Annotated in this window: 14 protein-coding genes; 10 read left to right on the top strand and 4 right to left on the bottom strand. The window is 71.0% G+C overall.

Annotation, left to right across the window (positions count from 1 at the left end; genetic code table 11):
* The first annotated feature begins 87 nt into the window (after positions 1-87).
* From N864_RS26305 to N864_RS02825, 3 genes are read left to right on the top strand one after another with little or no spacing between them, the layout of a single operon-like run.
* Complete coding sequence (locus tag N864_RS26305) at positions 88-1,644, top strand: FAD binding domain-containing protein (protein ID WP_338033613.1); 1,557 nt, start codon at positions 88-90, stop codon at positions 1,642-1,644.
* Complete coding sequence (cutA, locus tag N864_RS02830; RefSeq protein WP_051518107.1) at positions 1,641-4,091, top strand: aerobic carbon-monoxide dehydrogenase large subunit; 2,451 nt, start codon at positions 1,641-1,643, stop codon at positions 4,089-4,091. Before N864_RS26305 ends, cutA begins: the two co-directional genes overlap by 4 nt.
* Positions 4,092-4,095: 4 nt before the next feature.
* Complete coding sequence (locus tag N864_RS02825; protein ID WP_034713225.1) at positions 4,096-4,746, top strand: SRPBCC family protein; 651 nt, start codon at positions 4,096-4,098, stop codon at positions 4,744-4,746.
* Between the two features lie 61 nt (positions 4,747-4,807).
* On the opposite strand, the gene N864_RS02820 is transcribed toward N864_RS02825, so the two are convergent.
* On the bottom strand, positions 4,808-5,152 hold the full coding sequence (locus N864_RS02820) for a winged helix-turn-helix domain-containing protein (protein ID WP_051518106.1): 345 nt from the start codon (positions 5,150-5,152) through the stop codon (positions 4,808-4,810).
* 38 nt (positions 5,153-5,190) lie between these two features.
* A complete protein-coding gene (locus N864_RS02815) occupies positions 5,191-5,940 on the bottom strand; it encodes a hypothetical protein (RefSeq protein WP_034713222.1) in 750 nt (249 codons plus the stop codon).
* Between the two features lie 180 nt (positions 5,941-6,120).
* On the opposite strand from N864_RS02815, the gene N864_RS02810 reads away from it, so the two are divergent.
* From N864_RS02810 to N864_RS02800, 3 genes are read left to right on the top strand one after another with little or no spacing between them, the layout of a single operon-like run.
* Positions 6,121-8,259: a hydantoinase/oxoprolinase family protein gene (locus tag N864_RS02810; protein WP_034713220.1), complete on the top strand. Its 2,139-nt coding sequence runs from the start codon at positions 6,121-6,123 to the stop codon at positions 8,257-8,259.
* The gene (locus N864_RS02805) at positions 8,256-10,280 is read left to right on the top strand and encodes a hydantoinase B/oxoprolinase family protein (RefSeq protein ID WP_240474184.1); all 2,025 of its coding nucleotides are present in this window, start codon (positions 8,256-8,258) and stop codon (positions 10,278-10,280) included. Before N864_RS02810 ends, N864_RS02805 begins: the two co-directional genes overlap by 4 nt.
* Positions 10,277-11,119 (top strand): NmrA family NAD(P)-binding protein, encoded by an 843-nt coding sequence (locus N864_RS02800; protein WP_051518105.1) that lies wholly within the window; start codon positions 10,277-10,279, stop codon positions 11,117-11,119. The genes N864_RS02805 and N864_RS02800 overlap by 4 nt, the downstream gene beginning before the upstream one ends.
* Positions 11,120-11,164: 45 nt before the next feature.
* Here N864_RS02800 and N864_RS02795 read toward each other — a convergent pair whose 3' ends face one another.
* Entirely contained in the window at positions 11,165-11,821 is a 657-nt protein-coding gene (locus N864_RS02795; protein WP_034713215.1) for an SDR family oxidoreductase, read from the bottom strand.
* A gap of 150 nt (positions 11,822-11,971) precedes the next feature.
* On the opposite strand from N864_RS02795, the gene N864_RS02790 reads away from it, so the two are divergent.
* The 4 genes from N864_RS02790 (at position 11,972) to bar (ending at position 17,059) form a co-directional block, all read left to right on the top strand.
* Entirely contained in the window at positions 11,972-13,156 is a 1,185-nt protein-coding gene (locus N864_RS02790) for a CaiB/BaiF CoA transferase family protein (RefSeq protein ID WP_034713214.1), read from the top strand.
* Entirely contained in the window at positions 13,153-14,655 is a 1,503-nt protein-coding gene (locus tag N864_RS02785; protein WP_034713212.1) for an acetyl-coenzyme A carboxylase carboxyl transferase subunits beta/alpha, read from the top strand. Before N864_RS02790 ends, N864_RS02785 begins: the two co-directional genes overlap by 4 nt.
* Before the next feature lie 292 nt (positions 14,656-14,947).
* Complete coding sequence (locus tag N864_RS02775; RefSeq protein ID WP_034713209.1) at positions 14,948-15,886, top strand: carbamate kinase; 939 nt, start codon at positions 14,948-14,950, stop codon at positions 15,884-15,886.
* Positions 15,887-15,922: 36 nt separating this feature from the next.
* On the top strand, positions 15,923-17,059 hold the full coding sequence (gene bar / locus N864_RS02770; protein WP_034713207.1) for a barbiturase: 1,137 nt from the start codon (positions 15,923-15,925) through the stop codon (positions 17,057-17,059).
* Positions 17,060-17,133: 74 nt separating this feature from the next.
* Here the strand turns inward: bar and N864_RS02765 are convergent, their stop codons facing one another.
* On the bottom strand, positions 17,134-19,248 hold the full coding sequence (locus tag N864_RS02765; protein ID WP_034713252.1) for a bifunctional polysaccharide deacetylase/glycosyltransferase family 2 protein: 2,115 nt from the start codon (positions 19,246-19,248) through the stop codon (positions 17,134-17,136).
* Positions 19,249-19,270: the final 22 nt, after the last annotated feature.

The following is a 19,270-nucleotide window of genomic DNA, read 5'->3' as shown; positions in this document are numbered from 1 at the left end:
CCCTCGGCAGAAGTTGCCAAACCTGCGAGGGGCTCGTCACAGCCGCAGCCCTAGTCCACTCACGTCACAGCAGGCAGGATCGAGAGCGTGAAGCCCGCACCCTTCGTCCACCACTCCCCCGACTCGGTTGAGGCCGCCGTCGCGGTGCTCACCGAGGTGGGTCACGACGGCAAGGTCCTCGCCGGCGGCCAGAGCCTCATCCCGATGCTCAACATGCGCCTGGCATCCCCGGCCCACCTCGTCGACATCAACGCGATCGCTGGGCTCGACCAGGTCGAGGTCTCCGACGAGTGGGTCCGGGTCGGCGCGCTCGTGCGTCACGCCGCGCTCGAGCGCGACCAGGACGCGTATGCCGCTCTCCCCCTCCTGCGGCAGGCCCTCCTCAACGTCGCCCACCCGGCGATCCGCAACCGGGGCACGACCGTCGGCTCGATCGCACACGCCGACGCGGCCGGCGAGATGCCGACGGTCCTCGCGCTCTGTGACGGCGTCGTCGAGGTGGCCGGGCCATCGGGCAGCCGTGAGGTGCCGTGGGGCGAGTTCTTCCTCGGGCCGCTGGAGACCTCGCTCGACGAGTCGGAGCTGTCCGTCGGGGTCCGGTTCCGCCGTTTCGGCCCCGGCATGCGGACCGCGTTCCTCGAGTCGGCCCGGCGGCACGGGGACTACGCGCTGGCCGGCGTCGGCGTGGCGGTCACCCTCGATGAGGGCGGCACGGTGAGCGGGGCGAAGGTGGGCTTCGTCTCCGTGACCGACGTGCCGGCCGTGCTCGACGTCTCGGACGCCGTGTCGGGCGTCGAGGTCGCCGACGGGGGCGCCTTCGGTCGGCGGCTGGACGACGTCGCCGAGCGGGTGCGCAACTTCGTCGAGCCCGAGAGCGACATCCACGCAAGTGCCGACTACCGGCGAATGCTCGTCACGGAGCTGACCCGTCGCGCCCTCATCCAGGCCGTGGCCGACTCCGGGGCGCACGAACCGCCTCCCGCCCGTGGATCGAACTCGTGGTTCCTGACCGAACGCAGCGGTGCACCGGTGAGTTCGCCCCCGAACACCGCGTTCGGGGAGAGTGGGCGGGTGACGGTGCGGGTCAACGGGAAGGAGCGGAGCGCGACCGTCGAGCCGCGTCGCCTCCTGTCGGACTTCCTGCGCCACGACCTGCGCCTCACCGGCACGCACGTCGGCTGCGAGCACGGCGTGTGCGGCGCCTGCACGGTCCTCGTCGACGGCCAGCCGATGCGCTCGTGTCTCATGTTCGCCGTGTCGGCCCAGGGTCACGAGGTGACGACGGTCGAGGGCCTCTGCGACGCACCGGACGCCCGCGACCGCGAGGACGGCACCCGGATGAACTCCGTGCAGCAGGCGTTCACCGAGTGCCACGGCCTGCAGTGCGGCTTCTGCACCCCGGGCTTCCTCACCACCATCAGCGCGTTCCTCGACGAGAACCCCAAACCGACCGAGGACGAGGCGCGCGAGGCGATCTCCGGCAACCTCTGCCGGTGCACCGGCTACCAGAACATCGTCAAGAGCGTGCTGCGTGCCTCCGAGCTGCGCACCGAGCGTGAGGACGACGAGCGCGAGGACGCAACCGAGCACGACCCGGCTCAGCGGCATACGGGATCGGTTGGAGCGGAAGGGGGCCCGGCGTGACGACGCGGATGTTCGGGGCACCGGTCAAGCGCCGCGAGGACCCGCGGCTCGTCACGGGACAGGGGCGCTACCTCGACGACCTCGGGCACGACGCGCTCGAGGCGGCGTTCGTCCGCAGCCCGCACGCGCACGCCCGGATCGTCGACGTCGACGCGAGCGAGGCGGTCGACATCGAGGGCGTCGTCGGGATCTACACGTGGGAGGACCTGCCCGAGCGGATGGCCGATCCGCTCCCGCTCCTCATCCCGCACCCCACCCTGACGCACGGCCGCACCGGCTACGCGCTCGCCAAGGACGAGGTCAACCACGTCGGTGAGGCCGTCGTCATGGTCGTCGCCCGGGACCGTTACATCGCCGAGGACGCCGCGCAGCGGATCGTCGTCACCTACGACCGCCTGCCGGTCGTCGTCGGGCTCGAACAGGCGCGGGCCGCAACGGAGCTCGTGCACGAGGACGTGCCAGGCAACGTCGCGGCGCACATGGTCCAGGAGGTCGGCGACGTCGAGCGCGCCCTCGCCTCAAGCGTCAACCGGCTCACCCTCGACCTCGAGGTCGAGCGCAGCGCCTCGATGCCCATGGAGGGCAAAGGGGTCTATGCCAGATGGGACGACGAGCGCGGCGAGCTGCGGCTCTGGTCCTCGACCCAGACGTCCACGGGGGTCCGCGCCGCCGTGGCGGCCCGTCTCGGGCTGCCGCTCGCCAAGGTCGAGTGCATCGCCCCGGACGTCGGCGGCGGCTTCGGGGTGAAGATCATGCACCCGTGGCCCGAGGAGGTCCTTGTCTCGTGGACCGCGCGGATGCTCGGGCACCCGGTCAAGTGGACCGAGGACCGTCGGGAGCACTTCATCTCGTCCGCGCACGAGCGCGGGCAGCTGCAGCACGTCGAGGTCGGCTTCGACGAGCGGGGCGTCGTCACGGCGCTCGACGTCAAGTTCTGGCACGACAACGGGGCCTACACGCCGTACGGGATCATCGTCCCGATCATCACGTCGACGCAGCTGCTCGGCCCGTACAAGCCCGGCGCCTACCGCTGCGAGTTCTGGTCGCTCTACACCAACACCGTCATCGTGACGCCCTACCGCGGGGCCGGCCGGCCGCAGGGCTGCTTCCTCATGGAACGCACGATGGACGCCATCGCCGACCACCTCGGCCTCGACCGGGCGGAGGTCCGGTCGCGCAACTTCATCCTCCCCGACGAAATGCCCTACGACCACGGGCTCCTCTTCCAGGACGGCCGGCCGCTCAAGTACGACTCCGGCGACTTCCCGGCCAGCCTCGACAAGCTCAAGGCCCTGGTCGGGTGGGACGACTTCGCCGACTACCGGGCCAAGGCCGAGGCCGAGGGGCGCCGGGTCGGGCTCGGGATCGGCTGCTACGTCGAAGGCACCGGCGTCGGGCCCTACGAGGGCGGGCACGTCCAGGTCGAGACGTCGGGGCGGGTCAACGTCTCCACCGGTCTCACGTCGCAGGGGCAGGGCCACGAGACGGCCTTCGCGCAGGTCGTCGCGCAGGAGCTCGGGGTGCGGGTCGAGGACGTCCACGTCACGACGGGCGACACCCGGAAGATGCCCTACGCCGTCGGCACCTTCGCCTCCCGCGCGGCGGTGATGAGCGGCAACGCCGTCGCCCTCGCCGCGCGCGCCGTCCGAGCCAAGGCCCTTCGGATCGCCGCTGAGGCCCTCGAGGTGTCGGTCGACGACCTCGACATCGTCGACGGCGAGGTGTCGGTCAAGGGCGCGCCCGGCCAGTCGATCTCGCTCGGGACCATCTCGGTTCTGTCCAACCCGCTCCGCTACGCCTTCGACGAGGCGGCCAGGGCCGCAACGCAGTTCGCGGGCACCTTCGACCCTGACAAGCCACCGGTGGCCGACGACGACGAGCCCGGCCTCGAGGGGAAGGACTTCTACTCCCCCACCCAGGCGACCTTCGCCAACGGCATGCACGCCGCGATCGTGGAGACCGACCCTGTCACCGCCGAGATCAAGATCCTGCGCTACTGCGTCATCCACGACTGCGGGCCGATGATCAACCCGATGATCGTCGAGGGCCAGGTCCACGGCGGCGTCGCACAAGGCGTCGGCGGGGCGCTCTACGAGCGGATGGTCTATGACGAGGGCGGGCAGCTGCTCAACGCCTCGTTCATGGACTTCCTGCTCCCCTACGCCTCCGAGGTGCCGCACGTCGAGACCGACCACCTCGAGACGCCGTCCCCGCTGAACCCCTTGGGCATCAAGGGCGCCGGCGAGGCGGGCTGCATCCCGGTCACGGCCGTCATCGCCTCGGCGATCTCCGACGCGGAGGGCTTCCCGATCACCTCGATGCCGATCTCACCGGCGGAGCTGTGGGACCTGCGCCGACGCCACTCCGCCGGAGACCTGCCATCACTCCGCCACCCCCATACCCGCACGTCCGCGCCCGCTGAGCTCAGCGGCATACCGAAGGAGTGACTCGATGAAGATCACCGGAGCCGTCTCACTGTCCGCGACCCCCGACCAGGTGTGGCAGGCGATCCACGAGCCGGCCGTTCTCGCGCGGACGCTCCCCGGCTGCGAGTCGCTGACCGAGGACGGTGCGAACGCCTACAAGATGCGGGTCACGATGGGCGTCGCCGCGGTGCGGGGTGCCTATGACGGGACCGTGCGGCTCGAGGATGTCGAGGCGCCGAAATCCTTGCGGCTCAAGGCTTCTGGCGCGGGTAGTCCTGGCACAGTGGAGGCCGACGTCGACGTCGCTCTCGAGTTGTGCGAGGACGGCGGGACCCGGGTGACGTACAACGCCGACGCCGAGGTCGGCGGTCCCATCGGTGGCGTCGGCCAGCGGATGCTGTCGGGCGTCACGAAGAAGATGGCTGGTCAGTTCTTCGCGGCCCTCGACGCCGACATCGCCGGAGTTCGCCCGGAGGAGCGCGCGGTCGCACCCCTGCCGAGCACTGCCGCCGCACCCCAGGCCGGCGGTGCCGCCGAACCGCGTGTCTACGCCGGCAAGGCCCCTGCCGCGCCGGTCGCGGTGGACGGGCGCAGCTTTGCGGCCGGTGCCGTCGTCGGCGGCCTGCTCGCCCTGGCCGGCGTCCTCGTCGGCGCGCGCATCGCCCGGCGCCGGTAGCTCCCTGCCCGTCGAGGTAGGCCCACGCCGCTGGCTGAGCGTCATACGCACGGTATGACGCTCAGCCGGCTCCCGCGTCGAAGCGCCGGAGCAGCTCCCGGATCGCCGCCATCTCCGCCGCCAGGGCTTGGCGACCGGAGCGGGTGATGGTCACCCGCGTGCGAGGGCGCCGGCCGGCGTATCCCTTGTCGACATGCACCAGCCCCTCGCCTGCGAGGACCTCGATGTGCCGGCCCAGATTGCCGTCGGTGAGCTGAAGCAGGGACTTGAGGTAGGTGAAGTCCGCGCGCTCGGCCTCGGACAGGACGGCGAGGATGCCGAGGCGCGCCTTCTGGTGGACCACGTCGTTCAGGCCACTCGTTGGGTGTGCCCCCTCGACCTCGCTCTGCTCCCGCGCTGTCTCCACCGGGGGCTCTTCCCCACGCGCCGGAGCCTCTCCCCGACTCATGCCAACGGCTTCAGTGTTGCGGTGTGGGTTGCGAGGTCTGCCCTCCGGGCACGCCAACCTGCCACGGTCAGGACCATGCCTAGCAGCACGATGGCCACGACGTCGGCCCACGTGCCGAGCGCGAGGACGGTGCTCATCGGCACCCTGAGGAACTCGAGCAGGTCAGAGGTTCGGTTCGCGATGAAGCCGATGTCGGCAAGAGCGGTGACCCCGCCGAACACGAGCACCCAGAGGGCGAGACGGCGGTTGCGCCGACGCCAAGCGACCACGAGGAGGACGACGCTGATCAGCACCGTTGGGGTCAGCATGGTCAGCAGGCTCACCGCGAGCGCGACGGCAGGCACCAGACCGCTGTGGGCGATCAGCAGGTACAGGCCGGCACCCGCGATGATCCAGCTCGTGGCGCCCGCACCCGCTCCGGCCCGCCGGTTGCGCACCCCGAACCACAACCCGATTGCGATGAGTCCCAGCGCCCCAACGGTCCCCCAGTAACGCTGGACGAAGTTCATCAAGGCGAGCTCCCCCGCTGTGCCGACCTTGCTCTCCCCAGGGCCCAGGTCTCCCACCATCTGCTCTCGAACCACGACGAGCAGCGCGGCGTAGAGCACTGTCAGGGGCCCAAGGATGATCAGGGGGATGGCAACGCCCTGCTGGTCCGCGCGAGCCGCACGGCGGACCTGCTCGGTCCTCGCGATGACATCGCGGGCGGCTAGTGGGTCAAGTGCTTCCGGGTGCCTGCCGTTCATCACTGCCTCCTCGGACGGGAGGACCTCGCCGTCCTCCCTGGGATTCACTCTGCGGTACAGAGCAGTCGCTGGTCAAGAGTCGCCTGGACGTCGCGGGCCTCGAACAGTGACGAGGAACAGCCCTTCCGTTGGCAGGATGTGCCAAGGCCCGACGGAGGCAGCACCGGTTGAATCGTGGCCATGACTTCACGGCGCATCAGGATCGGCATCGACACCGGTGGCACCTTCACCGACGTCGTCGCGCTCGACGAGGACACGGGCGAGCTCGTCACGACGAAGACCCCGTCCACCCCGTCCAACCCGGCGGACGGCTTCATCAACGGCGTGACCAAGGTGCTCGACCTGCTCGGCGCGACCGGCGAGGACGTGACGGCGGTCTCGCACGGGACCACCGTGGCGACGAACCAGCTGCTCGAGGGCAAGGTCGAACGGGTCGGCTTCATCACGACCGAGGGCTACGAGTTCATCCTCGAGATCGCGCGCCAGGCGGTGCCGGACGGCTACGGCAACAGCTACTTCTGGGTCAAGCCACCGCGGATCGTGCCGGCCAACCTCGTCAGGACGGTCGAGGGCCGCTTCGACTTCGAGGGCAACGAGCTGCGTCCGTTCGACGAGGAGGGCGCCGTCCGGGTGGCCCGCTGGTTCCGCGACCGAGGCGTCATGACGCTCGGCGTCTGCTTCCTGCACTCCTATGCGAACGACGCCCATGAGCGGCGGATGCGCGAGATCCTCGCGGAGGAGCACCCGGAGGCCGTGGTTTCGATCTCGAGCGAGGTGCTGCGGGAGTACCGCGAGTACGAGCGGTCCATGACGACCCTCGTCGATGCTGCCGTGAAGCCGAAGGTGGCGCGCTACGTGCGCAACATCCACGACCGGCTTCAGGACTTCCTCAGCCAGCCACGCCGGCCTTTCGGGGGGAGCACGGGGGGCGAGGCCCCCCGTGGGTTGCCCTTCTATGTCATGAAGTCCAACGGCGGGGTCCTGTCCGCGCACGAGGTCGTCAACCAGCCGATCACGACCGTCCTCTCCGGCCCGGCGGCCGGTGCACTCGGAGCGGGTCTCATCGCCAAGCGGGCCGGCTTCGACCGGGTGCTCACCTGTGACGGCGGGGGCACGAGCACCGACGTGTCGGTCGTCCTCGACGGCGAGCCGACGCTGACGACCGAGGGCAGCGTCGGGGCCTACCCGAGCAAGATCCCGATGATCGACGTCGTCACAGTCGGCGCGGGCGGTGGGTCGATCGCCTGGATCTCCCCGGAGGGCACCCTCAAGGTTGGCCCCCAGTCCGCGGGTGCAGACCCGGGCCCGCTCTGCTATGCCAAGGGCGGGACCGAGCCGACCATCACCGACGCGCACGTCCTCCTCGGCCGGATCCCCCCGCACCTGCTCGGTGGCGAGATCCCACTCGACATCGACGCGGCCCGCGCCGGCATCGAGAACCTCGCTGGCAAGCTCGACCTCTCGCCGGACCAGTGCGCGGTCGGCATCCTCGAGATCTCGGCCTGGAACCAGGCCAACGCGCTCCGTCAGGTCAGCGTCAAGCGAGGCCTCGACGTCCGCGACTTCATGCTCGCGACCTTCGGCGGCTCCGGCTCGCTCCTCGCCTGCCGCCTCGTCGACATCCTCGGCCTTGCCGGCGTCGTGGTGCCGCAGAACCCGGGCAACGTCTCGGCGTTCGGCCTGCTCACCGTCGACGTCAAGAACGACTACGTCCAGACGGCCGTCGCCAAGCACGAGGGGCTCGACCTCGACGCCGTCCAGACGGTCCTCGACGACCTCACCGACCGGGCGGCCCAGGCCCTCGACGCCGAGGGCTTCGACCGCTCGGCCCATCGGTACGCCCGGACTGCCGACCTGCGCTACTTCGGCCAAGCCTTCGAGGTCCGGGTCCCGATGCCCGACGGGCCCGTCACCCGCGAGCTCGTCGAGACCGTCGCCGACGCCTTCCACACCGAGCACCGCGCCCTCTATGGCTACGACTTCCGCGGTGACCCGCACCAGCAGGTCGAGTGGGTCAACCTCCGCGTCTCCGGCATCGGGCCGATCGCCCGCCCCGAGCTGCGCGAGATCCCGGGGACGGACGCCGCCGACCAGGGCGTGGGCCGGGCCCGCCGCTCCACCCGCAAGGTCTGCTTCGACGCATCCGTGGGCTACGTGCTGACTGACGTCTACTGGCGCCCGGACCTTCGTGCCGACGACACCATCACCGGACCGGCGATCATCGAGGAGTTCGGCTCCACCGTGCCCGTCCACCCTGGCTTCGTCGTCCGCGTCGACGCCTACGGCAACCTCGTCATCACCAAGGAGTCGGACCAGTGACTGCGACCCCAACCACCCAGCCGACCGCGCCCGACAATGCGAGCCAGCTCAGCGTCATACCTCTGACCGGCGCGGCTCTCGAGCGCTACATCGCGTCCGAGCCGGTCAACCCGGCCGGGCTGCCCACGTCGTACGAGCACGGTGGCCGCCTGACGGCCGAGGGGACGAAGGTCGACCCGATCATCGTCGAGATCGTCGAGGGGACGCTCGCGAGCGTCGAGATGGAGGTCGAGACCGCGATCTCGCGCACCTCGCGTTCGCCCATGATCCGGGACGCGCACGACTTCCGCGCCGGCATCCACGACCGCCAGCTGCGCAAGCTGACGGGTCGGTCGTACAGCGCCCTCGTCCACCCCATCGTCCGCGACTTCCCGCTCGAGACGATGAGCGAGGGCGACGTCTTCTTCCACAACGACGTCTACGAGTCGGAGGGCGGCATCGGGCACCTGCCCGACCTCTGCGTCACCGTGCCGGTCTTCCACGAGGGCGAGGTCGTCGCCTTCGTCCAGGCCTTCGGCCACCACGACGACATCGGCGGCGCCTGCCCCGGGTCGATGCCGTCCGGCGCGACCAGCGTGCACGAGGAGGGCCTGTCCGTCCCGCCGATCAAGCTGTGGGACAAGGGCGTTCCGAACCGCGCGGCGCTTCGGATCATGACGCGCAACTCGCGGATGCCGGACTCGTTGGCTGCGGACCTCGACGCCGAGTGCTCGGCGTGCCTCATGGGTGCCCGGAGGCTCTCGGAGCTGTTCGCCCGGTACGGCCGGGACACCGTCGAGGCGGCCTTCGACGCCATCCTCGACAACACGACCGAGACCTACCGGCGCGAGATCCTCTCGAAGATCCCCGACGGCCAGTACGTCTGGGAGGACTACGCCGAGCACGACGGGGTCGACGACCCGAAGCTGCACACGCAGCGGATCACCCTGACGAAGACCTCGACCGGCGGCCCGGGCAACGGCCCGCGCCTGATCGTCGACTTCACCGGGACCGCACCGCAGGCGAAGGGGCCGATCAACCACTGCGGCGACTACGTCGGCGGCAACTTCCTCAAGAAGTGGCTCGCGCCCATCCTGCGCAACCTCGCGGACAGCCCCGAGCGGATGGCCGAGCTCGACGTCAACGAGGGGATCGTGCCGCTCATCGAGATGCGCTTCCCGGAGAAGGGGACGCTGCTCACCCCGGTCTACCCGGCGCCGACCAACGCCCGCACGTTCGTCATCCTGCGCCTCCTCGGCGTGCTCGCCGGGGTCGTCGCCAAGGCCGTCGACGGCAAGATGCCGGCCGACCAGGAGACGATCCGCTACACCGGCGTCTACGGCAAGGACCGCGACGGCAACGACTACCTGATGCGCGAGGTGCTCGGCGGCGGATCCGGCGGGCGCTACTACGCCGACGGCGAGGACACCATCCACGTCGTGCCCGACTCGCGCAACCTGCCGACCGAGTTCACCGAGAGCCGCTTCCCGTTCATCGTCGAGCGCCTCGGGCTCGCGGTCGACTCCGGCGGGGCCGGCCGGTACCGGGGCGGCCTGGGCTACGAGAAGCACATCCGGATGCTCAAGGACGCGAACTTCATGTCGATCGCGGACCGGTCGATTCTCGCGTGCTGGGGCGTCAAGGGCGGCAAGGCCGGTCGACCCTTCGAGGTCACGATCGACCTTGGCGGTCCCGACGAGCGTGTCGTCGATGCCCTCGCGGACGCCGAGCCGGTCAAGGCCGGCCAGGTCATCCGGATCCGTACGACCGGCGGTGGCGGCTGGGGCGACCCGCTCGACCGGCCCTACGACGAGGTCGAGCGCGACCTCCGTTGGGGGAAGGTCTCCTTCGCGGGCGCGCGGTCCGACTACGGGGTCATTGCGTCCGGGTCGCGTGACGAGCCAGTCATCGACGTGGCCGCCTCGGACGCGCTCCGCTCCGAACTGCGGGCGTCACGCGGGGACCAGCCGTTCTTCGACCGCGGGCCCGGCTACGGGCGTCTCGCGTCCGGCGTCGAGGCGGCCGACGTCGATTGGCTGTGACCGCAACGGTTCTCGTCATCGGCGCGGCCGGCAAGACCGGCCGCGCCGTGACGCGCGCTCTCCTGGAGCGCGGCGCGCGGGTGCGCGCGGCGGTTCGTCCCGGGTCGACAAGCGAGCCGTATGCCGCTGAGCTCGTCTCGCCGGTGACCGTTGACCTCGAGACGGGGCTGGGTCTCGAGCGCGCTCTGGCGGGCGCTGATGCCGTCTATCACCTGGCTCCCAACGTGCACCCCGACGAGGTCGGGATGGCCCGAAGGGTCGCGGACGCTGCTGGTGCCGCAGGGGTTTCGCGGTTCGTCTTCCACTCGGTGCTGCATCCCGACGACGACGCGATGCCACACCACGTCCGCAAGGGCGAGGCAGAGCGGCTGATCCGAGTGCGACTTCCCGGCGCGACGGTTCTGCGCCCAGCGGCATACCACCAGAACGTCCTCGGCTCCGCCCTCGGCGGGCGGATCCGCGTGCCCTACTCGCTGGACGCGCCCTTCACGAACGTCGACCTCGACGACGTGGCGGAGGTCGCGGCGCGGGTGCTGACGGAGTGCGGGCACGAAGGCCGCTCCTACGACTTGGTCGGGCCCGAGCGGTACTCCGTCCGCGAGCTCGCGGCGGTGGCCGCCGACGTGCTGGGCCGCGAAGTTGTCGCCGAACAGATCCCTTTGTCGGAGTGGCTTGCTGGACCAGGGGGCGGGCTGGGCGAGGAACGAACGGCCGCGCTCCTGGCGATGTTCGAGGCCTACGACCGCGAGGGCTTCGCCGACGAGAGTGATGACCTCGAGCGCCTCCTCGGTCGTCGCCCAGCCACGTGGCGCGGCGTCGTCCTTCGAGCTGTGACCTGACTCCCCGAGGACGCTCCGCTGTCCCCGATCGACCGGTCGACGGGGTCAGCCGGCGTAGGGGACCTCGGGTTGCCAGTTGTCCTCGGTCGTCTGCGAAGCGGCATACAGCGCCTCGGCGACACGCTCGGGGGCGAACGGCCCGTCGGGCGCGAGGGTCCCACGGACTGTCAGCGACATCGCGCGGATGCCGTCAGGAGCGAGCGTCGCGTCCAGGCTGCGGACAAGGTTGCGCAGGGCGGCCTTCTGGACACCGAGCGAGCACGCCTCGTTCCAGGGCTCGTCGGCGGCCATGCTGCCCGTTGCCAGGACCCGCGCTCCCCGGAGCATGGCCGGCCGCGCACCCTGCACCGCCGTCAACAACCCCCCGACGCCGACCCGCACGTCCTCGAGCAGGTCGTCGACGTCCAGCTGGAGTGGATCGGCCTGACGGAAGACGCTCGGGTTGTAGTGCAGCACGTCGATCCGGCCCAGATGCCGGCCGAACCGCTCAACGGCAGCGCGGAGCGCCGGCGCATCCGCAATGTCAACCGGTGTCCACCCGGTCGTGACGCCCTGACCCTGCAGCTCCGTCCCGAGCTCCTCGAGGTACCCGGGCGAGCGCGCAACCAGCGCGACGTCGTACCCCGCCCGGCCGAACCGTCGAGCCACGGACGCCCCGACGCCCGGACCGACACCGATGATGACCGCAACTCTGTCGCCCACGAGACCAGACCCTACGACCTTGGTCGCCACCGCACTTGGCAACACCTGACCAGCGCAGCGCCGACCCCTTGCCACAACCTGCCACGCGCCTGAGGTCAGGTGGGCGCATAGGCTCGGGCACAGCGGCATACGGCTAGCAAGGGAGCGGAAATGGGCGCACCACTCGAGGACATCGTGGTCATCGACCTGTCCCGGGCCCTCGCCGGCCCCCATGCGGCAATGATGCTGGGAGACATGGGCGCTCGCGTCATCAAGGTCGAGTCACCGGGGCACGGCGACGACACGCGGGGCTGGGGCCCGCCGTTCGTCGGGCCGGAGGACGACCCGGTCTCGACGTACTTCCTGTCCTGCAACCGCAACAAGGAGTCGATCACCCTCGACCTGAAGTCCGACGACGGACGTGAGGTCCTCGCCCGCCTCGTGCGGCACGGCGACGTGCTCGTCGAGAACTTTCGTCCGGGGGTGCTCGACCGGCTCGGCTTCTCCGTCGAGCGTCTCCATGAGCTCAACCCGCGCCTCGTCATCCTCTCGATCAGCGGCTTCGGCCACGACGGACCCGAGGGCGGACGCGCCGGCTACGACCAGATCGCCCAGGGCGAGGGCGGCCTCATGTCGCTGACCGGCAGCGGCCCCGACGACCCGCAGCGCGTGGGTGTGCCGATCGGTGACCTGCTCGCGGGGATGTACGGCGCGTATGGGGTCGCCGCCGCCCTGCACGAGCGCAACACAACCGGGCGGGGCCGGGTCGTTCGCACGTCCCTGCTCGCGGCCATCGTCGGGGTGCACGCCTTCCAGGGGACCCGCTACACGGTCGCCGGTGAGGTGCCCACGGCCCAGGGCAACCACCACCCGTCAATCGCGCCGTACGGTCTCTTCACCTGCAAGGACGGCAAGGTCCAGATCTCGTGCGGCAGTGAGGGACTCTGGGTCAGGCTCGCGACGGCCTTCGGGATCGACCCGACCACTCCCGGGCTGACGACGAACCGGGAACGGGTTGCCAACCGCGACAAGGTGATCGAGCTGCTCGACGCCGCGTTCGCCCCCTATCCGCTCACCGACCTGCTCGCGAAGCTGGCCGAGGTCGGCGTTCCTGCGGGCGAGGTGCGCACGCTCGACCGCGTCTATGAGTGGGAGCAGACCCGCTCGCAGGGCCTCGTCCTCGACGTCGACCACCCCGTGCTCGGTTCGATCCAGATCCCCGGACCGCCGATTCGCTTGGACGACAATGCCTTCGCCGGAGGCCGCTCGGACCACCAGCATCCACCGCTGCTCGGCGAGCACAACGAGTCGGTGCGAGCCTGGCTCGACGAGCAGGACCGGGACGCGCCGTCATGACGAGCTCCACGCAGCGCCTCGGCGCGCTCGAGCTGCTCACGACCGTCCTCGACGAGGGCAGCTGGACGAGCTGGGACCGGACCCCCGTGCAGCCCACCGCCCCCGACAGCCCGTATGCCGCTGAGCTGGCTGCCGCTGCCGAGCGCAGCGGGTGCGACGAGGCCGTCATCACCGGCGAGGGGCGGATCCGCGGACGGCGTGTGGCCGTGATCGCCGGCGAGTTCCGCTTCCTGGCGGGCTCGATCGGCGCCGCCGCCGCGGAGCGGATCGTCTTGGCGTTCGAGCGTGCTCGTCGGGAGGAGCTGCCCCTCTTCGCCGCACCGAGCTCGGGTGGGACCCGGATGCAGGAGGGCACGCCGGCGTTCGTCGGGATGATCAAGATCAGCGCCGCCTGCACCGAGTTCAAGCAGGCGGGACTGCCCTACCTGGTCTACCTCCGGCACCCCACCACCGGAGGGGTCTTCGCCTCCTGGGGCTCGCTCGGCCACGTGACGGTCGCCGAGCCGGGCGCGACGGTGGGGTTCCTGGGGGCCCGCGTCTACGAGGCGCTCTTCGAGCGGCCCTTCCCCGACGGCGTACAGGTCTCGGAGAACCTCTATGAGCACGGCCTCATCGACGCGATCCTGCCCGTCGAGGCCCTCGCCGAGACGGCCGACCGGGCCCTGACCGTGCTGATGGGGCCCCGGGAGAACCTCCCCGAGGTGCCCGAGCTGCAGCGCGAGCAGCTGCCCGACCTGCCGGCCTGGGAGTCGATCACCCGGTCCCGGCGACCGGAACGCCCCGGTGTGCGGGCCCTGCTCAAGCTCGGCGCGACCGACGTGCTGCCGCTGCACGGCACCGGGCAGGGCGAGAACGACCCGGGGCTGCTCATGGCGCTGGCCCGGTTCGGCGGCGCCCCGTGCATCGTCCTCGGGCAGGACCGGCGGGGCCAGCTGCTCGACCCGCTCTCCCCCGCCGGGCTCCGGATGGCCCAGCGCGGCATGCGCCTGGCCCGGGAGCTCAACCTGCCGCTCGTCTCCGTCATCGACACCGCCGGGGCTGCGCTGTCGAAGGAGGCGGAGGAGCGCGGCATGGCGGGCGAGATCGCTCGGTGCCTGGCCGAGCTCGTCATGCTCGACGCGCCGACCCTGTGCATCCTGCTGGGCGAGGGCACCGGCGGCGGTGCCCTCGCCCTGATGCCCGCCGATCGGGTCATCAGCGCCCAGCACTCCTGGCTGTCGCCGCTGCCGCCGGAGGGCGCCTCGGCGATCGTGCACCGAGACACCAGCCATGCCCCGGAGATGGCCGACGCGCAACGGGTTCGCTCGATCGACCTGCTCGAGGCCGGCATCGTCGACCGGATCGTGGCCGAGCATCCCGATGCCGCCGACGAGCCGGCCGAGTTCTGCCGGCGGATGAGCCAGACGATCCAGCACGAGCTGGCCGAGCTGGCCCGTCAGGACCGAGCGGAGCGGCTCGCCGCGCGGCTGGAGCGCTACCGGGACCTCGGCCGGGCCTGAGTCAGTCCGCGCAGGCTGCACGCTCGAACGCGAAACGCGCACGGTCGAACGCGAAACGCGCACGCTCGAACGCGAAGAGCGCACGGTCGATCGAGAAACGCGCACGCTCGATCAGGAAACGCGCACGCTCGATGGGGAAACGCGCACGCTCGATCGGGAAACGCGCACGCTCGATCGGGCGTGAGGGACAGCACAGATCTGCCAACCGCCACCGGCGCGTTGGGCAGGAGGTGACAACGCGACCGGCCCGCTTTCCTCCATAGGCTCACCACACGGACGAGAGGAGGTCGGCATGAGGGTGCTCGTCGCACTCGGCGGCAATGCGATGACGGGTCCGGACGGCAGCGCGGCGCCGCAGGCGCAGTGGGAGGCCATCAGGGGCGCCATGGAGCATGTCGCCCGGCTCGTCGAGGCAGGCCATGACGTCGTTCTCACCCACGGCAACGGCCCGCAGGTCGGCAACATCCTCGTCAAGAACGAGCTCGCCGCCCATGTCGTCCCCCCGGTCCCGCTCGACTGGTGCGGCGCCCAGACGCAGGGAACGATCGGCTACATGATCCTCGTCGCCCTCGAGGCGGCGCTGGCGCGGCGAGGCGTCGACCGGAAGGTGGCCGCCATCGTCTCTCGGACCCTCGTCGATCGCGACGACCCAGGGTTCGCCAGGCCCACCAAGCCGATCGGGCGCTACCTGCCCCTCGCGCAGGCGCAGAAGCTGATCGACCACGGGGAGACGTGGCAGGACCGCGGCGAGAAGGGCTGGCGCCGCGTCGTGCCGAGCCCGGAGCCGCTCGAGGTGCTCGAGGCGCACACCCTGCACACCCTCCTCGACGCCGGCTACGTCGTCACGGCGGCTGGCGGCGGAGGCATTCCGGTCGTGCGCACCCCTGACGGCGACCTCGAGGGCGTCGACGCCGTCATCGACAAGGACCTCACCGCTGCCCTGCTCGCCGAGCAGCTGCACGCGGACGTCCTCGTCATCGCGACCGACGTCCCGCACGCGGTGCTCGGCTACGGCACCCCCGAGGCCCGGCCCATCGGCCGGGTCGGGCTCGAGGAGATGGAGAAGTACGCCGCCGAGGGGCACTTCGCCTCGGGCTCGATGGGCCCGAAGGTCGAGGCGGCCCTGCGCTTCGCGCGCTCCGGCGGCCGGTCGGTCATCACGACGCTCCACCAGATCACCGAGGCGGTCGAGGGTGACGTCGGCACCGTCATCGACGCCCCACGACTGTGACCACACCAGCACATCCACACGAACGAGAGGACAGACATGGCCCAGCCCATTGAGGTGCGCAAGGTCCCGATCGACAGCGTCTCCGATGCCTCCGGCCTCGCCCGACTCATCGACGAGGGCGTCATGGAGGCCGACCGGGTCATCGCCATCATCGGCAAGACCGAGGGCAACGGCGGCGTCAACGACTACACCCGCATCATCGCCGACCGGGCCTTCCGCGAGGTGCTGATTGCCAAGGGTGCACCCGAGGAGCAGGTCCGGCAGGTGCCGATCGTCTGGTCCGGTGGCACGGACGGCGTGATCAGCCCGCACGCAACGATCTTCGCGACGGTGCCGGAGGAGAAGGCGGAGAAGTCGGACGACCTGCGCCTCACCGTCGGCTTCGCCATGAGCGAGCCGATCCTCCCCGAGGAGATCGGCTACAGCGGGATGGTCAACAAGGTGGCCGCCGGCGTCAAGGAGGCGATGGCACGGGCCGGCATCACCGACCCGGCCGACGTGCACTACGTCCAGACGAAGACGCCACTCCTCACGATCCACACCATCCGCGACGCCAAGTCCCGCGGTCACCGCGTCTGGACCGAGAACACCCACGAGTCGATGGACCTGTCGAACGGTACGACCGGCCTCGGCATCGCGGTCGCCCTCGGCGAGATCGAGATGCCCTCGGACGAGGACATCATGCACAACCGCGAGCTCTACTCGTCCGTCGCGTCGTGCTCCTCCGGCGTCGAGCTCGACCAGGCCCAGATCGTCGTCGTCGGCAACGCCCGCGGCGTCGGCGGTCGCTACCGGATCGGCCACTCGGTGATGAGGGACGCCCTCGACCAGGACGGCATCTGGGAGGCCATCAAGGACGCCGGCCTCGAGCTGCCGGAGCGTCCCCACTGGACCGACCTCGAGGGCCGGCTCGTCAACGTGTTCCTCAAGTGTGAGGCGAGCGCCGACGGCATGGTCCACGGTCGACGCAACGCGATGCTCGACGACTCCGACGTCCACTGGCACCGCCAGATCAAGTCGTGCGTCGGTGGCGTCACGGCAGCCGTGACCGGTGACCCGGCGGTCTTCGTCTCGGTGTCCGCCGCCCACCAGGGCCCGGACGGCGGCGGTCCCGTCGCGGCCATCGTCGACCTCGGCGAGGGTGAGCCGACCGGATACCGCTGGTCGCGCTGACCGCGGGTTCCACCTCAAGGACGTGAGCGGTATACGGATTCCGTATGCCGCTCACGGCGCTTCGGACGGAAGGCTCAGGTCGTCTGGGTGGGCGCCTCGGGCACGCGGAGTGAGCCGTAGCGCTCCATCCGGTGCCAGCGGAGTCGGGTGCCGGCGACCGCCGTGAACACCGACTGGATCACGACGAGGTACATCAGCTGCCGGTAGACGACCTGCTGGAGCAGCACCGCCCACAACGCCCGCAGCGGCTCACCATCGAGCCGGAGGGCGTAGGCCGAGGTCAGCAGCTGGACGATGAGGAAGGCCGACCATAGGCCGACCACCCGGGACGGGTCGAGGAAGACGAGGCCGTAGACCGCGAAGACATCGACGACCGGGGCAAAGAGCGGCAGGAGGACCTGCAGCAGGAGCAGGTAGCCGAGCCCCCGCCGGCCGAGCTTGCCGGCGGCTCCGCGCTGGACGACGGCCCGCCGGTGCTTCCACATCGCCTGGAGGGTGCCGTAGCACCAGCGGTAACGCTGCCGCCACAGGGCACCGAGGGTCGCCGGTGCCTCCGTCCACGCCCGTGCGGAGTCCTCGTACACGACGCGCCACCCGTCCCGGCAGAGCGCCATGGTGAGGTCCGTGTCCTCGGCGAGGGTGTCACCGCTGACTCCGCCCACCCGGTCGAGCGCCGACCGCCGGAAGGCGCCGATCGCGCCCGGGACGGTCGGCATGCACTCCGCGACGTCGAAGAGTCGGCGGTCCAGGTTGAAGCCGACGACGTACTCGAGGTGTTGCCACGCCCCGAGCACCCCTCCCCGGTTGGCGACCTTCGTGTTGCCGGACACGGCGCCGACGCGCGGGTCCGCGAGCGGCTGGACGAGGGCCGCGACGGTGTCCGGCTCGAAGACCGTGTCACCGTCGACCATGACGATGATGCCGTGCCGAGCCGCGCGCAGCCCCGTGTTGAGCGCGGCGGCCTTGCCGGCGTTGGCCTGCCGGACGACCCGGACGCCGGGCAGGCCGAGGGACTCGACCAGGTCGGCGGTGCCGTCGGTCGACCCGTCGTCGACGACGACGACCTCGACCGGGTGGGAGGACGCGACGATGGAGCGCACGGCCGCCTCGATTCCCGCCCGTTCGTTGTAGGCCGGCACGATGACAGTGACCGGCTCGGTGACCGGGGAGGCGGGCCTGGCACCCGGCCGGTGCCGACCGGATCGATCACGTCTCGTGCGGCGCCGGTGCCGACCGGCCGCCTCGACGACGAGGAGCGCTCGGGCCACGGTGACGACGCCGCTCAGGACCAGTGCGAGTGCGAGGGCGGCGACGACGAACCGGCTGAGCCTCACGCCCCAGAGGAGCGTCGTGGAGGCCACTCGCTCGCCTACCGAGGCGGGCGACATACCGCCATGCAGACCCACGGTGTCGCTCACGGTCTCGAAGCGGAACCCTCGGTGCTGCAGCTGCGGGATCACCTGGTCGAGGGCGGCCACCGTCTGGCTCCGGTCGCCGCCTCCGTCGTGGAGGAGGACGACCTGACCGGCGGAGCCACGAGGGGCGATGTTGCGCTTGATGGCGGCGACCCCGGGTCGCTGCCAGTCCTCGCTGTCGGACGAGGCGAGCACCGTGAGGTAGCCCTGCGCCCCGGCCTCCTGGATGACGGACCAGCCTGCATCATCGACCCCGGCCGGGTCGCGGCTGAAGGGCGGCCGGAAGAGCGAGGTGGTCTCGCCCGTGGCGGCGACGACGGCCTGCTGCCCCGCGCGCAGCTCGAGGGAGCGCCGCCACCCGGGGGCGAGGCTGAGGTTCGCGTGGGTGAGCGTGTGGACGCCCACCTCGTGGCCCTCGGCGCGGATGCGTCGGACCAGGTCGGGGTGCTCGAGCGCCTCGGTGCCGACGACGAAGAAGGTGGCACGGATGTGGTGCCGGGCGAGCACCTCGAGCACCTTGGGGGTCCAGGTGGGGTCTGGTCCGTCGTCGAAGGTGAGCGCAACGGTGTCCGGGCCGGGTCGGACGGTGCGGACAGAGCCGTCCCGGGCGGCGATGACCGGGCCCCCACCGGTGACCGTCTGCGGGACGGCCGCCGAGGCGCCCGGCGAGCTGGGATGATCTGCCCCCACCCCGGCCAGGTGCTGCGTGTAGCCCTCGACGAGCAGGGCTGCCGCGAGCGCGAGGAGCAGCGCGGCGAGCACCGCCCAGTGCACGCGCGGTCGGACCGTGGCCGCG

It is taken from the genome of Intrasporangium chromatireducens Q5-1, from assembly GCF_000576575.1.
GTDB lineage: Bacteria > Actinomycetota > Actinomycetes > Actinomycetales > Dermatophilaceae > Intrasporangium_A > Intrasporangium_A chromatireducens.
This window is presented reverse-complemented; position numbering and strand designations above follow the sequence as displayed.

Excerpts from the sequence above, each read along its gene's own strand:
- N864_RS02815 (WP_034713222.1), bottom strand. The coding sequence starts at position 5,940 with ATGAACGGCAGGCACCCGGAAGCACTTGACCCACTAGCCGCCCGCGAT.
- N864_RS02825 (WP_034713225.1), top strand. The coding sequence starts at position 4,096 with ATGAAGATCACCGGAGCCGTCTCACTGTCCGCGACCCCCGACCAGGTG.
- N864_RS02790 (WP_034713214.1), top strand. The coding sequence starts at position 11,972 with ATGGGCGCACCACTCGAGGACATCGTGGTCATCGACCTGTCCCGGGCC.
- bar (WP_034713207.1), top strand. The coding sequence starts at position 15,923 with ATGGCCCAGCCCATTGAGGTGCGCAAGGTCCCGATCGACAGCGTCTCC.
- N864_RS02785 (WP_034713212.1), top strand. The coding sequence starts at position 13,153 with ATGACGAGCTCCACGCAGCGCCTCGGCGCGCTCGAGCTGCTCACGACC.
- N864_RS02810 (WP_034713220.1), top strand. The coding sequence starts at position 6,121 with ATGACTTCACGGCGCATCAGGATCGGCATCGACACCGGTGGCACCTTC.
- N864_RS02775 (WP_034713209.1), top strand. The coding sequence starts at position 14,948 with ATGAGGGTGCTCGTCGCACTCGGCGGCAATGCGATGACGGGTCCGGAC.